Source organism: Winogradskyella sp. HaHa_3_26 (assembly GCF_019278425.1).
Taxonomy (GTDB): domain Bacteria; phylum Bacteroidota; class Bacteroidia; order Flavobacteriales; family Flavobacteriaceae; genus Winogradskyella; species Winogradskyella undariae.
Map to the genome: position 1 here is coordinate 2,674,811 of NZ_CP058981.1, position 14,255 is coordinate 2,689,065.

Consider the following 14,255-nt stretch of genomic DNA (forward strand, 5'->3'; position numbering starts at 1 on the left):
TTTTTAATTTGAAGAGAAAACCAATTTATACAATCATAGCTGTAATTATCGTAATCGGTATTTATAGCTATGATTTTTTTATAGAACAAAAGGCTAAAGAAGAAGTTATAACTGAAGGTGAAATTGTAAAAGAAAACACCAACGAATTCTATTTGCCTACAAGTACGACGAATCAAATTGTACATCATCAAAATTATTCTCTGTCTTATAGTGAACCTCACGAACAAGCAGAGTGGGTGGCATACGAATTAAAGTTAGCACATTTAAGTTCTACAAATCGTAAAAGACCTTATTTTGAAATTGATGCTGCTGTAAAAACGGGAGCAGGACATTGGAATAATTATAAAAAATCAGGTTACGATAAAGGGCATCTTTGTCCTGCTGGAGATAGACGTTTTACTAAAGCGGCACACGATGAAACTTTTTTAACAAGTAATATTAGTCCACAAGAGCATCAATTTAATGCTGGTGTTTGGAATCGTTTAGAGCAGAAAGTTAGATATTGGGCAAAAAAGAATGATGGTATTTTTGTAGTTACAGGAGGTGTTTTAAAAGACAATTTGAAAACTATCGGAGATGAAAATGTAGCAGTACCTAATCAATTCTATAAAGTGATTTTAGATAACACGAACGGAAAAATAAAGATGTTAGCGTTTTTAATGGATCATGAAAACTCAAATTTACCTTTGTATAAATTTGTTGTCTCTGTGGATTCTCTTGAAACTTTAACAGGAATTGATTTCTTTCCAGAATTAGAAGATCGTATAGAAAATAAATTGGAAGCTTCTGCGAGTTATAAAAGCTGGTCTTTTTAATCTTATTTATTTAAATTTATTAAGAATCCCTTTCCAACGCAAATTTCTAATAAAATCACCTTCTGCTTTAGATACTAAAAATTCTATGCCTTTAGATTTAGCTTTAAAATAACCCGACATATAATCCTTAAATAACTGGAAGCTCCCTTTTTTATAAGCTAATTTTAATGCTGAAATTAAGGTGATAGAAAAACCATAGCGCATTTTATACATCGCTTCACCTTGTAAATATTTTGAAGCTTTATTATAAGATTTTCCGGTAGGTTTTAAATGTTTTACATGAAGTGTTTCATCGGTAAGGATTTGCCATCCATTATATTTTGCAAGCAATTCATCAACGGTATCCCAACCCATAGAAGCTTTTAATTGTCCTATTTGTTCAAAACAATCTTTTCTATAAGCTTTAAGTGCACCTCTAATGTGATCTTTGTTGGTGAGGTTTTCTAGTATCCATTCCTTATTTTTTTGAATATAACAGAAGCCTGAAGCCATTCCTAATTTAGGATTAGCCTTAAAATGATTCGTTAATTTTTCTAAATAATTATCAGGGAAAATAAGGTCGGCATCAAATTTACAAATGATGTCATAATTGGCGTCAAGTGTATTTAAACCTTTATTAAAAGCATGAATAATTTTAGAACCCGGTAAATGTTTATCTGAAGACTTAGAGTTTAATACAGAAATCCATGGATGTTTTGAAGCGTAATCTTCACAAATCGTTTGTGTATTGTCATTAGAGTTGTCATTTACAACAACAACAGCTTTAGGAAGTGTGGTCTGTTGCACTAAAGACTCTAAAGTTTTACCAATAAAATCTTCTTCGTTATGCGCTGGGATGATGATGTAAAAATTCAAACTTCAAATTCTAAATTAGAAAGCCCAAAACTAAGTAAAGCATTTTGGAATTTTGAATTTACTTTTGTGAATTTACATTTCTTTCTGCATAAACAATATAATAACGCGGTGTAAAGCGTCTTAAAATAGGTCTAATTCCTAATTTATTTACAGGGTTTGTCCATTTTTGACGGTCTTTAATCACCCAACCTGTTTTCTCTAAAAGCCAATCTAACTGCCAGTCTTCAAATTCATGATAATGGCGATCTCGCATATCTGTTTTGCTTCTATATGCCGAAGAAAACCAAAGTCTTAGAGGAATACTGATAATAATTTTATCTGCTTTAACTGATTTTAAAACTTCGTAAGGTGATAAAAGATGTTCAAAAATTTCAAAAGCCGTAACAACATTAGTTTCGGCAGTCTCTAGAGCGGTACGATTTTCATCTAAATCTTCTCCAGATGTGTTTTCAACCGAAAAACCTTCAGAAATCATAATCTCTGAGAATGGGTTTTTTACACCTAAGTCTAAGATAGTTTCTGAAGTAGAGATATGTTTTTTTAAAAACTGAAGCGTAAGATTGAAACGCTTATTTGGATATGTTTTTTCGTACATCTTTATTTTTAGAGAATCAGAAATCGTATCAAATTAATATTGATATACAATAGCATTAATATTCATGCCTGCACCTACACTTGCAAACATAATGATATCGCCTTTATTGATTTCTTGGTTTTCTAATTGACCTTTAAGAATCATATCTAGTAATGTTGGTACCGTTGCAACGCTAGAATTACCAAGCATGTTTATAGACATTGGCATAATGCCTTCTGGCATTTCCATTTTATACTGCTTGTAAAAACGTTTAATGATGGCTTCGTCCATTTTTTCATTTGCCTGATGTATTAGAATTTTCTTTACATCATTTATGGATTTTCCACTTTTTTCTAAACAAGATTTTAATGCTTTTGGTACATTTAAAAGTGCAAATTCATAAATCTTTCTACCATGCATTTTTATGTATTTGCGTTTAGCATCATTGTCTTTATCGTTGGTTTCTCCAAAGAAAATATAATGTGCTTCTTCTAATGCATAAGTAGCACTTTCATGTGCTAAAATACCTCCTTCATCATTGTTTTCTTCTACAATTACAGCACCAGCACCATCACTATATATCATTGAATCTCTATCGTGCGGATCTATAACCCTAGATAAGGTTTCACTACCAATTACTAAACAGCGTTTAGCAATGCCAGAAGCAATAAAAGCTTTAGCTTGGATAACGCCTTCAATCCATCCTGGACAACCAAAAAGTAAGTCATAACCGACACATTTTGGATTTTTAATTTTTAGTAAATGTTTTACTCGAGAAGCTATACTAGGAACTGTATCACTTTGTTCTGTATTGTATTGTACATTACCGTAATTATGAGCTACAATAATATAATCAAGAGTTTCTCGATCTATTTTAGCATCTTCAATAGCTTTTTCGGCAGCAAAACTAGCAATGTCAGAATTTGATAATTCTTCTGTAACATACCTTCGTTGATGTATACCTGTAATAGCTTTAAATTTTTCTACAATAACTTCATTAGAATTCTTAATTGTAGATCCATCTGCATTTAAAAATTGATGATTGTAGAAATCTTCATTTTTTTCTACGTGACTCGGTATGTAACTTCCTGTACCTGCTATTTTAATTGCCATCGGTGTATATTTTCGTACTTACAAAAATAATCAATATTAAAGAGCTTTTGCCATTGCAAAGTTTTAAAGATTAAATTTTTGATGAATTCTTATTAATTCTTATATGTGAATATATAAAACATAAAAAAAGTATTCAATTTGAATACTTTTTTTATGTTATAAAGTTAGATTATGCATCCATATAGTCTTCAATGGGGGCACAGCTACACATTAAATTTCTATCACCAAAGGCGTCATTTACACGTCTAACACTTGGCCAAAATTTGTTATCTCTAACAAAATCTAGCGGATATGCTGCAGCTTCTCTTGTATATGGTAAAACCCATTCATCAGAAGTAAGCATCTCTAAAGTGTGAGGTGCATTTTTTAGCATGTTATTAGGTTCGTCTTTTGATGTCGTTTCAATTTCTTTTCTAATTGAAATCATAGCATCACAAAAACGATCCATTTCAGCTTTACTTTCACTTTCTGTAGGTTCAATCATCATAGTTCCTGCTACAGGAAATGATACAGTAGGTGAGTGGAAACCATAATCCATTAAACGTTTTGCGATATCAGTAACTTCAATACCATTTGCTTTAAAACCACGACAATCTATAATCATTTCGTGAGCAGCTCTTCCGTTTTCACCAGAGTATAATGTTGGGTAACATTCGCTTAAACGCTCTTTAATATAGTTTGCATTAAGAATTGCAACTTCTGTAGCTTTCTTTAAACCTCTATAGCCTAACATTTTTATGTAGCCATAAGAAATAAGACATACTAATGCAGAACCAAAAGGTGCTCCAGAGATTGCTGAGATTGCTTGGTGACCTCCTGTTTTAATAATTGGATTTCCTGGTAAGAAAGGTACTAATTGTTTTGCAACACAAATTGGCCCAACACCTGGTCCACCACCTCCATGAGGAATTGCAAATGTTTTATGTAAATTTAAGTGACAAACATCAGCTCCAATATTTCCTGGATTGGTTAAACCAACTTGTGCATTCATATTGGCACCATCCATATAAACTTGTCCACCGTTGTCGTGAATAATTTGTGTAATTTCTTTAATAGCTGATTCGTAAACACCATGAGTAGATGGGTACGTTACCATTAATGCAGAAAGATTATCTTTATGTAACTCTGCTTTTTCTCTTAAGTCTTCAACATCAATGTTTCCATCTTCAGATGCTTTAGTTACCACAACTTTCATTCCTGCCATTACAGCACTTGCCGGATTTGTTCCGTGTGCAGATGAAGGAATTAAGCAAATATTTCTATGGTGATCTCCACGAGATTCATGATATGCTTTAATAACCATTAAACCTGCAAATTCACCTTGTGCACCAGAATTTGGTTGAAGTGAAGTGGCTGCAAAACCAGTAATTTCAGAGAGTTGATCTTCTAATGCTTTTAGCATTAATTTGTAACCTGTTGCTTGATCCGAAGGAACAAATGGATGTACATTTCCCCAACTTGGCCAGCTTAACGGTAACATTTCTGATGCTGCATTTAATTTCATGGTACAAGAACCTAGCGAAATCATAGAATGATTTAAGGCTAAATCCTTACGCTCTAAACGTTTTATGTAACGCATCAATTCTGTTTCAGAATGATAAGTGTTAAAAACATCTACCGTTAAGAAATCACTGACACGTTTTAAATGATCAGGAATAGTTTCATTAGTTGAAATGCTTTCAATCTTAGCAGTCGTTTCACCTGTAACCGTTTCAAAAATTGAAATGATATCATTTAAATCTGAAACGTTAGTCGTTTCGTTAATAGAAATCGTTACTGTATTTGTATCTGGGTAGTGAAAGTTAACTTCTTTTTTCTCTGCTTCGTATTTTACTTTAACCGCATCTGCTTTTATTTGTATAGTATCAAAGTAATGAGAATTAACTTGCTCTAATCCTAATTTTGCTAATGAATCAGCAAGGGTAGATGCTGAGTTTTTTATTTTGTCTGCAATAAAAGTAAGACCTTTTGGACCGTGATAAACAGCATACATTGCTGCCATAACTGCTAAAAGTACTTGTGCAGTACAAATGTTAGAGGTTGCTTTATCTCGTTTAATGTGTTGCTCTCTTGTTTGCAACGCCATACGTAAAGCTCTATTACCATTTGCGTCTTTTGTAACTCCGATAATACGACCTGGAATATCTCTTTTATAAGCATCTTTTGTTGCAAAATACGCTGCGTGAGGACCTCCATAACCCATTGGGATTCCAAAACGTTGTGTGGTACCAATAACAACATCTGCTCCAAATTTCCCTGGTGCTTCAAGTTTTACTAAACTTAAAATATCTGCTGCAACAGCAACTTTTATATTTTTAGCATTAGCTTGTTCTATAAATGATTTAATGTCTGTAATCTGACCGTTTTTTCCTGGGTATTGCAATAATGCACCAAAATATTCGTCTGAAAGATTGTATTCGCTTTCGTTACCAATAACTAAATCAATACCTATTGGTGTAGCTCTTGTCTCTAATAAAGCAATAGTTTGAGGTAAAACTAAATCAGAAACAAAGAATTTATTAACGTTAGCTTTCTTTTGGCTACGATCCCTTACAGCAAATAATAATGCCATGGCTTCAGCAGCGGCAGTACTTTCATCTAATAGTGATGCATTAGCGATTTCCATACCTGTTAAATCAATAATCATGGTTTGGAAATTCAACAAAGCTTCTAATCGACCTTGGGCAATTTCAGCTTGATAAGGTGTGTAGGCAGTATACCAACCCGGGTTTTCTAATACATTACGCTGAATTACTGCAGGTAAATTAGTAGGGTAGTAGCCTAAACCAATATAAGTTTTAAATATTTTATTTCGTTGAGATAGCTCGTTGATGTGGCTAAGATATTCTTGCTCACTTAAAGCAGCATCAAGATCTAAATCTTTTTCTAGACGTATATTGCCTGGGATTGTTTCAGTAATTAATTGAGCTATATTTTTAACACCTATAGTGTCTAACATGGCTTTTTGCTCATCTGAATTTGGGCCAATATGTCTTAGTGCGAAAGAGGTTGTATCCATTAAATAATTATAATTTATTGAGTTGTGCAAAAGTACATATTTAGCCTAATTTTTTAGTTAACGAAAGCTAAAGTTTTTAACCGAAATTAGAGGTTATTAACACAATGCTTATTTTTGCTTTATGAATGTGTTGAAACGGATTTTTAATTTTTACCTAAATAGTAGTGTTCATGTTGCATTTGCAGCATTAGCATTAGCATGGGTAACACTTATAGAGCTGAATTTAAAATTTGATAAAGAGTTGCTCTATTTTGTTTTTTTTGCAACAATAACAGGCTACAATTTTGTGAAGTTTTTTGGTGTAGCTAAATTTCACCATAGAAGTTTAGCGGGATGGTTAAAAAGCATACAGGTGTTTTCTTTGTTTGCTTTTTTTGCAATGAGCTATTATTTGTTTCAGCTTAAGTTAAATACATTAATATGTATAACTGTTCTTGGTATTATTACTTTTTTCTATGCTATTCCTATTATGATTCCGAAACATTATTTATTTGACGATCATAAAAATTTAAGGCAAATAGGAGGTTTAAAAGTTTATCTCATTGCTTTAATTTGGACGGTGACTGCTGTTATTTTACCTGTAGTAAATCAAGATTATGAAATTAACACTGATGTCCTTATTATTGGTTTGCAACGTTTATGTTACGTTCTTGTTTTAATGCTCCCTTTTGAGATAAGAGATTTAAATTATGATAGTTTAAAATTAGCAACAATTCCTCAAAAAATAGGCGTAAAAAAAACCAAGGTGATTGGTGTTTCACTCTTGGCTATTTTCTTTATGTTAGATTTTTTTAAAGATGAATTGGTTGCTGATACAGTTTTATCAACATTACTAATTACATCTGTAACATTATTGTTTTTACTTTTTTCGAATAAAAATCAATCGAAATACTATAGTGCTTTTTGTGTAGAGAGCTTACCTATAGTTTGGTTATTAATTTTATTACTGTTTGCTTAATTCTTTTTCAAATTCAGATTGAAGCTTGTTTCGTTCTTCTGCTTTTAAACATTGAACTTTAGAAGTTTCTATGGTTTCTGATAATTTTGTGTTTTTTTTAGAATAGGTTTTTGTTACATGGCAATAAAGCAAGCGCAACATTAATTTAAGTCGTTCACTGGTTGAAGCTTCACCGTATTGTGCTTTATCACAAATATGTTGAGCTTCATCGCAACTAACAAATAAAAAACTTTTTTTCATCTTAATATTTTTCTGTAAACAGAATTTTCAATTTAATTATACCAATTTTTTTCCATGCACTCAGCTAAACTTGTTCGTGCTCTGTGGATAATCACCCATAAGTTAGACGCAGTAATATCCAATTCTTTACAAATTGTTTCTGTATCATAATCTAACATTGTTTTCATTTTAAAAACTTCGGCTTGTTTTTCTGGTAATTTACCTAGGCAATCGTAGATCGCATCACCTAATTCAGAATTTACTAATGTGTCTTCAGCTGTTTTGTCTGAGGCATCAGAAACGCGCTCTTCTAGCCAATCGCCTTCCGTTTCGGTATCACTATGATAGTTCATTCTAACTTCAGCTTTACCTTTATTAGAATTTATTTTTCGATAATGATCAATGATCTTTCGTTTTAAAATTGAAATTAGCCAAGTACGTTCACTTGCTTCTCCTTTAAAATTAACCATTGATTTTAATCCAGCAAGAAATGTTTCAGAAATTAAATCCTGAGCAATTTCTCTGTCACTTACACGTGTAATGGTGTAATTGAAGAGGTAGTCTGAATATAGTTTTACCCAATCGTTTGGGTTGATTTGGTGCTTAGGCATTTATTGATTTGATTACTAAGTCAAAAATAAGTTAAAAAATTGAGAATTAATTTAGTTATATAAGATTACTTATAGCCTGTTCTATAGTTTGATGTTTAAATGTGAATCCTTTTTGAATTAATTTTTCAGGAATGACGTTTCTACTTTTTAGAACCAATTCAGGTTCTGTACTTATAATTTTTGCACCCAACTTGATGAGCCATTTTGGTTGGGGAATTCCGAAAGGAACTTTAAATGATCTTCTAAGTGTAGTCATTAATTTAGTATTTGTAGTTGGTTTTGGTGAAACAATGTTAAAGACTCCGTTGAGGTTGTTCTTTATTAAAAAATCAATAGCTCTTGCAAAATCAGTTTCGTGAATCCAACTAACTTTTTGTTTGCCATGCCATTGTTTTCCTCCTAATCCAAATTTTGTTAATTGTTTTAGAGGGATTAATGCACCTCCGTTTTTACCTAATACAATTGAGGTTCTTAAGATGACCTTTCTTGTCTGTGGTATTTTTATATTATTAAAAGCAGCTTCCCAAGATTTAGCAATATTCATAGAAAAGTCGTTACCAACATCACCGTTTTCTTCCGTCATTTGTTTTTGATATGAACCTTTATAAATTGTTGAAGTAGACATGTTAAGCCAAACCTTTGGTGGTTTTTTGCTTTTAAGAATTGTTTTTCCTAATACGTTAGTAGAATCTATACGAGAATCGTGAATAAGTTTTTTATTAGCTTCAGTATATCTACAATCTACAGATTTACCTGTAAGGTTGATGAGTGCATATGTACCCTCAAGTGCTTTGGTCCATTGGTCTAGATTTTTTGCGTTCCAGTAAATATGATTCGATTTGGTGGGTTTTCTAGTTAAGATTACAATGCCGTAACCATTACTTGTAAAATAGTTTTCTAAAACTTGGCCTAAGAAGCCAGTGCCTCCTGCTATGATTATTGTTTTCATGGTTAAGACGCTTTAGTTGTTGTGAATACTTGTTTCGATTTTCTTCTTCCTCTAAAAAACAAGTATAGATTTAAGAATAACATCACGCCTAAATAGATAGTGAATCCACCAATTTTTTTGCTTAATATTTCCATCAAGGTTTGATAGCTTATGGTTGAGTATGCGCTAGAGTAGATTTTCATGATATATAGTGCGAACCCGATATTTATGAGGTAAAATCCAATTTCGAACAACTTATTGGTTGCTAATGCTATTTCTTCTTTGCCTTTAAAAATATCGATCATAAATATTTTGCCATTTTTAAATAGCATTTTAGAAATGTAAATTGTTAGTAAAATAACTATTGGTAAGTAAATAATGTAGCCGATAATGATTTTAGAATTTTCCATAATTTATTGATTTAAAAGTTTTTGCTTGTGAATGTATTTTAAAATAAAAATGTTGTTATAGTGCATTATTGCTAATGCGATGATAATTCTTCCTAAGGTTAGACTTAAAGAGTTGATGATGTCTGTTACGCTTTCTAAATGTTCCCAATAAGCAATAGTTAAGATGGCGTATCCAATATTTAGTAAGTAATAACCAATTAATAAGAGTTTATTAATACTGGTGACTAAGGGGCGGTTTTGGTTGAATAAATTCAGTAAAAAAACTTCGCCATTTTTATAAAACAGCCAGCCAACCTTAAGCATAATAAAACTAATTAGAGGTAAATACAAGAGGTATGTTATAGCGTTGTAAGTCATCTTATAAAAATAAAATTAGTAGTAAAACGAGAAGGCGGTAAAGTACCCAAGTTGCAGATAAATGCTTTGGTAACGCTAATAGTTTAATACGTCTTATATGCTCACACAACATAAATGAGACTGTTAGCCCAAACCAAAAAAGTAATGCTATTTGTGGTAGTTCTATGATTGGGTTTAAGATTAATACAGGAATCAATATGAAACTTCCCATTAATGAAATAGTCATAAGATTACCAAAGTAATTCAGTTGCTTTTTAAAGTTTAATTTTGAAATGAATAAGGCTTGAAACCCAATTTGACCGAATGCAATTACACTTTCTCTTAATAAATTAGATGCCGGAATTATAGTAATTAATTTACTGAATTTAAAGAGTACAATACTTGTAATGATGGCTGCAAATACAATATAAATTAACCTGTATTTAGTATTAAAACTTGGTACACACTGTAACGTTTCTGTTTTGTCTATTTTACTCGGGATAATTACTTTTCTATTATATGAAATGAATGCATATGATTTTTTGAGTCCAAACTTTATAGGTTTAAAATTCCCTATGCTTTCTACTAGAGGTATTGAATGACCAATCACTTTAAGTAAACTATCTACTCCATAAATTACTGTTTTGCTTTGGTTGTCAAAAAGAGCAATTTCGTTTGAAGCTCTATTTAAATCTATGAAATTTTGTTCTTCATCAGTTAAATTGCAAAAGGCTTTTCTACCATTATGATCTAACATTTTAGTTTTTATGAATCCACTTGTATAAACATTGCATAATGGGCAATCTCTGTCGTAAAGTAAGGTTTGGTTTTGTAGTGTTTTCATTCTTTTTGTTTGTTTTAAACTTTCAGAAAATACTGAAAGTTTTATTTAAAAAAAATATAATCTTATTTCCTTTGTTTTTGTTTATTGCTTTTCAATTGTCATATAGAGCATTCATTTAATAATCTTTATTGAGATTATTAGTTGGGCTATTTCATCAGCTTCATAACTGATTTTGTTAACCAATTCTGTTTCTGATTGACCATTTTATTCATTAAGGTATCTAAGTCTTGTGTAAGTAGATTTAAAGCTTTGGTTTGTTTTATTAACTCTTTTGTTTTTTCCGTGCCATCATCTTTAATAGAAGAGACGTCTTCTAAAACTTTTATTACAGGTCTTATTTCTCTTCTGCTTCGTTCTTTTGCGATAATACGTGCTAATTCTTGTACATCTTTTTCGGTAGTAAAGAATTCTTTTCGTTCACCAGAAACTAAAACTTTAGTAACAATTCCCCAATCCATTAATTGTCTTAAATTCATACTCGTATTACCACGAGAAATTTTAAGCTCTTCCATAACCTCTTCCATAGACAGTGGTTTGGTAGAAATAAAAAGCAATGCTTGTATTTGTGCCATAGCTTTGTTTATGCCCCAAAGTGACCCTAAACTTCCCCAAGTACTAATAAATTTTTCTTTTGCTTCTTGATATTCCATACACAAATATATAATAATTTTTAAACTTTCAATAATTATTGAAAGTTTATTTTGTTTGATAATGAATATGGTCGTCGTGTCTTACTGCTTGGCAGCCGGTAAATCTAATTTTAGATTGATGACGTAATCCCAATGATTGTTTAAGATGAGGTTCTATAAATATCTTTTCCGTTGTTGGGATGGATAGTAGTTGTTCTATTAATAATTTAGTGTTTTTATCATCTAATTTTAAATTATTAATAGTGCCAAGGGTAAGATATTTAGTGAAATCATATTGCCAATAGCCTTTTTTCATACAATTTACAGAGGTGTGATTTTGACTAGAGTTAGCATAAACACCATAACCAGAAACAGAAGGTTTTTTATTGGTTGAATTTCCATCTTGATCTAAATACATCAACGAAATATCTATCTTTTTTCCATCATTATGACTTAAATGTGGAAGCAAAGAGAATCCATTAGTAAAAGGAAAGTTAGCATCTAAATAAGTAATCTTAATATTTGATGCAGCTAAAGCATGAGCAGAGTTTTCTAATTCACTTTTTAAATCTGGATTAACGTAATTTCTAAACGCTAATGGATAAAACCAATTATGAGGTTTCAAATTCTCTTTAAATGTTGGTAGTTTTTCTCGTCCTAAATAAGATGCAAAAGGTGGAATAATTACGAGATTGAAGAGTAGATAAAGTAAAGGGAAAACAATGAGCTTTCCCTTTTTTATTTTATATGAAATAATAATAGCAAGCAACCATATTAATCCACCAACTTGAGTAATTGTTGTTAAAATTATAACGATGATAATGTGTCCAATAAATTTTAATAGTTTCATAAATATTGAACGCATAAGCTTCTCATTTTATTTCAACAAGCCAGCACGTCTCAATAAGGCTTCTGGTTTTGGTTCTTGTCCTCTAAATTTTTTATATAAAGTCATTGGGTTTTCAGTTCCACCTTGAGATAAAACAAAAGTTTTAAATTTATCAGCAACCGTTTTGTTGAAAATACCTTCTTCTTTAAAATATTCAAAAGCATCGGCATCTAAAACTTCGGCCCATTTGTAACTGTAATAACCAGAAGAATAACCACCTTGAAATATATGAGAGAATGCTGTACTCATACAATTCTCAGCAACATCAGGATATAGACTTGTGTCGCCAAAAGCTTTAACTTCGTAAGCTTTTACATCTTTAATTTCTGAAGGATCAACACCATGCCATGCCATGTCTAATAATCCAAAACTTAACTGACGTAACGTTTGCATACCTTCGTGGAACGTCGCAGAGGCTTTAATTTTTTCAATCAATTCCATCGGAATCACTTCACCTGTTTCATAATGCGTCGCAAATAACTCTAAAGCTTCTTTTTCGTAACACCAGTTTTCTAATACCTGACTTGGTAATTCAACAAAATCCCAATACACACTTGTTCCCGATAAACTTGGGTAGGTTGTGTTGGCTAACATGCCGTGAAGTCCGTGACCAAATTCATGAAACAACGTAGTAACTTCATTAAACGTTAATAAAGAAGGTTTACTTTTTGTTGGTTTAGTAAAATTACAAACGTTAGAAATGTGTGGTCTTTCGTTTTTACCATCTTTAATCATTTGCGGTTTGTAAGAGGTCATCCATGCGCCGTTTCGTTTTCCTGCTCTTGGAAAAAAGTCAGCATAGAATATCGATACCAATTCACCATCAGCATCTGTAACTTTATAAGTTAATACATCTTCGTGGTATTTATCAATGGTATCAATTTCTTCAAATTGTAATCCAAATAATTTTTCAGCAACGGTAAAAGCACCGTTAATAACGTTTTCTAATTTGAAATAAGGCTTCAACTGTTCATCATCTAAATTGAATAATTTTTGTTTCAATTTTTCAGAATAATAACCAGAATCCCATTTCTGAAGTTGGTCAATATCATCTAAATCTTTAGCAAAATCTTCAAGTGCTTTAAATTCATCTTTAGCAGCAGGTTTTGCTTTTTCTAATAGTTCATTTAAAAAAGATGTTACTTTTTCTGGCGTTTGTGCCATACGTTCTTCTAAAACAAAATGTGCATGCGTTTTATAGCCTAAAAGTTGAGCGCGCTCAAAACGTAGCTTTGCAATTTTAAGAACGATATCTTGATTGTCTAATTCGTTATTCTGAAATCCTTTTCTACCAAAAGCTTTAGAGAGTTCTTCTCTTAATTTTCTATTGTCCGCATACGTCATAAACGGAATATAACTTGGGTAATCTAACGTAATTAACCAACCGTCTTTATCCTTGCTTTCTGCTAATTGCTTAGCGGCTTCTTTTGCACCTTCAGGCAAACCTGAAAGATCGTCTTCGTTGGTAAGGTGTAATTCGTAAGCGTTGGTTTCGGCAAGAATATGTTCGCCAAATTTTAATTTTAATTGACTTAATTCTTTGTCAATCGCTCTTAGTTTGGTCTTTTTGTCTTCAGCTAAATTTGCTCCGTTTCTAGAGAATCCTTTATATCTTTTATCAAGAAGTGTGGCTTGTTCTGTTGTTAAATCTAAAGTAGATTTAGAATCGTAAACAGCTTTTACACGTTTAAATAAAGCTTCATTTAACGTAATGTCATTACCAAATTCTGATAAAAGCGGTGAAACTTCTTGTGCTATTTTCTGAATCTCGTCATTGGTTTCTGCTGAATTCAAATTGAAGAAAATACTAGAAAGACGATCTAATTCTTCGCCAGAATAATCTAAGGCTTCTATCGTATTTTTAAAAGTTGGTGCTTCAGTGTTTGTTGTTATAGCATTAATTTCAGCTTTAGATTTTTTAATACCTTCTTTAAAAGCCGGTAAATAATCTTCTGTTTTTATTTCTGAAAAAGGGGCTGTTTTATATGGTGTTTCAAATGCTTTATTAAGAATTGTCATTGTTTTCTGTTTTGATATGAATTACATTATTGATAC

At 31.6% G+C, this 14,255-nt stretch carries 15 protein-coding genes; 2 read left to right on the plus strand and 13 right to left on the minus strand.

The features are described from left to right. The first annotated feature begins 8 nt into the window (after window positions 1–8). The gene (locus H0I32_RS11435) at window positions 9–815 is read left to right on the plus strand and encodes a DNA/RNA non-specific endonuclease (RefSeq protein ID WP_173587808.1); all 807 of its coding nucleotides are present in this window, start codon (window positions 9–11) and stop codon (window positions 813–815) included. A 6-nt stretch (window positions 816–821) separates the two neighbouring features. On the opposite strand, the gene H0I32_RS11440 is transcribed toward H0I32_RS11435, so the two are convergent. The 4 genes from H0I32_RS11440 to gcvP form a co-directional block, all read right to left on the minus strand. Continuing rightward, complete coding sequence (locus H0I32_RS11440; protein ID WP_173587809.1) at window positions 822–1,670, minus strand: glycosyltransferase family 2 protein; 849 nt, start codon at window positions 1,668–1,670, stop codon at window positions 822–824. Window positions 1,671–1,728: 58 nt separating this feature from the next. After that, window positions 1,729–2,265, minus strand: coding sequence for a methyltransferase (locus H0I32_RS11445; RefSeq protein ID WP_173587810.1), 537 nt, complete (start codon window positions 2,263–2,265; stop codon window positions 1,729–1,731). Between the two features lie 33 nt (window positions 2,266–2,298). Continuing rightward, complete coding sequence (locus H0I32_RS11450; protein WP_179313640.1) at window positions 2,299–3,357, minus strand: 3-oxoacyl-ACP synthase III family protein; 1,059 nt, start codon at window positions 3,355–3,357, stop codon at window positions 2,299–2,301. Window positions 3,358–3,526: 169 nt separating this feature from the next. Beyond that, window positions 3,527–6,376, minus strand: a complete 2,850-nt coding sequence (gene gcvP / locus H0I32_RS11455) for an aminomethyl-transferring glycine dehydrogenase (protein ID WP_179313641.1) — start codon at window positions 6,374–6,376, stop codon at window positions 3,527–3,529. 121 nt (window positions 6,377–6,497) lie between these two features. On the opposite strand from gcvP, the gene H0I32_RS11460 reads away from it, so the two are divergent. After that, the gene (locus H0I32_RS11460; protein WP_179313642.1) at window positions 6,498–7,334 is read left to right on the plus strand and encodes a hypothetical protein; all 837 of its coding nucleotides are present in this window, start codon (window positions 6,498–6,500) and stop codon (window positions 7,332–7,334) included. On the opposite strand, the gene H0I32_RS11465 is transcribed toward H0I32_RS11460, so the two are convergent. The 9 genes from H0I32_RS11465 to H0I32_RS11505 all read right to left on the minus strand — a co-directional run bounded on the left by H0I32_RS11465 (window position 7,320) and on the right by H0I32_RS11505 (window position 14,219). Then, complete coding sequence (locus tag H0I32_RS11465) at window positions 7,320–7,574, minus strand: hypothetical protein (protein WP_179313643.1); 255 nt, start codon at window positions 7,572–7,574, stop codon at window positions 7,320–7,322. The two genes, H0I32_RS11460 and H0I32_RS11465, sit on opposite strands and share 15 nt — an antisense overlap. A 32-nt stretch (window positions 7,575–7,606) precedes the next feature. Then, window positions 7,607–8,164, minus strand: a complete 558-nt coding sequence (locus tag H0I32_RS11470; RefSeq protein WP_179313644.1) for a sigma-70 family RNA polymerase sigma factor — start codon at window positions 8,162–8,164, stop codon at window positions 7,607–7,609. Between the two features lie 55 nt (window positions 8,165–8,219). Further along, window positions 8,220–9,113, minus strand: a complete 894-nt coding sequence (locus H0I32_RS11475) for a TIGR01777 family oxidoreductase (protein WP_179313645.1) — start codon at window positions 9,111–9,113, stop codon at window positions 8,220–8,222. 2 nt (window positions 9,114–9,115) lie between these two features. Then, window positions 9,116–9,502: a hypothetical protein gene (locus H0I32_RS11480; protein WP_173587817.1), complete on the minus strand. Its 387-nt coding sequence runs from the start codon at window positions 9,500–9,502 to the stop codon at window positions 9,116–9,118. Between the two features lie 3 nt (window positions 9,503–9,505). Continuing rightward, complete coding sequence (locus H0I32_RS11485) at window positions 9,506–9,859, minus strand: hypothetical protein (protein ID WP_179313646.1); 354 nt, start codon at window positions 9,857–9,859, stop codon at window positions 9,506–9,508. A gap of 1 nt (window position 9,860) precedes the next feature. Next, a complete protein-coding gene (locus H0I32_RS11490) occupies window positions 9,861–10,682 on the minus strand; it encodes a hypothetical protein (protein ID WP_179313647.1) in 822 nt (273 codons plus the stop codon). Window positions 10,683–10,828: 146 nt separating this feature from the next. Next, window positions 10,829–11,332 carry a GbsR/MarR family transcriptional regulator gene (locus H0I32_RS11495; protein ID WP_179313648.1) on the minus strand — a complete coding sequence of 168 codons (504 nt, stop codon included), beginning with the start codon at window positions 11,330–11,332 and terminating at the stop codon, window positions 10,829–10,831. Between the two features lie 46 nt (window positions 11,333–11,378). Next, the gene (locus tag H0I32_RS11500) at window positions 11,379–12,176 is read right to left on the minus strand and encodes a hypothetical protein (protein WP_246293601.1); all 798 of its coding nucleotides are present in this window, start codon (window positions 12,174–12,176) and stop codon (window positions 11,379–11,381) included. A 12-nt stretch (window positions 12,177–12,188) separates the two neighbouring features. Then, window positions 12,189–14,219 carry a M3 family metallopeptidase gene (locus H0I32_RS11505; RefSeq protein ID WP_179313649.1) on the minus strand — a complete coding sequence of 677 codons (2,031 nt, stop codon included), beginning with the start codon at window positions 14,217–14,219 and terminating at the stop codon, window positions 12,189–12,191. Window positions 14,220–14,255: the final 36 nt, after the last annotated feature.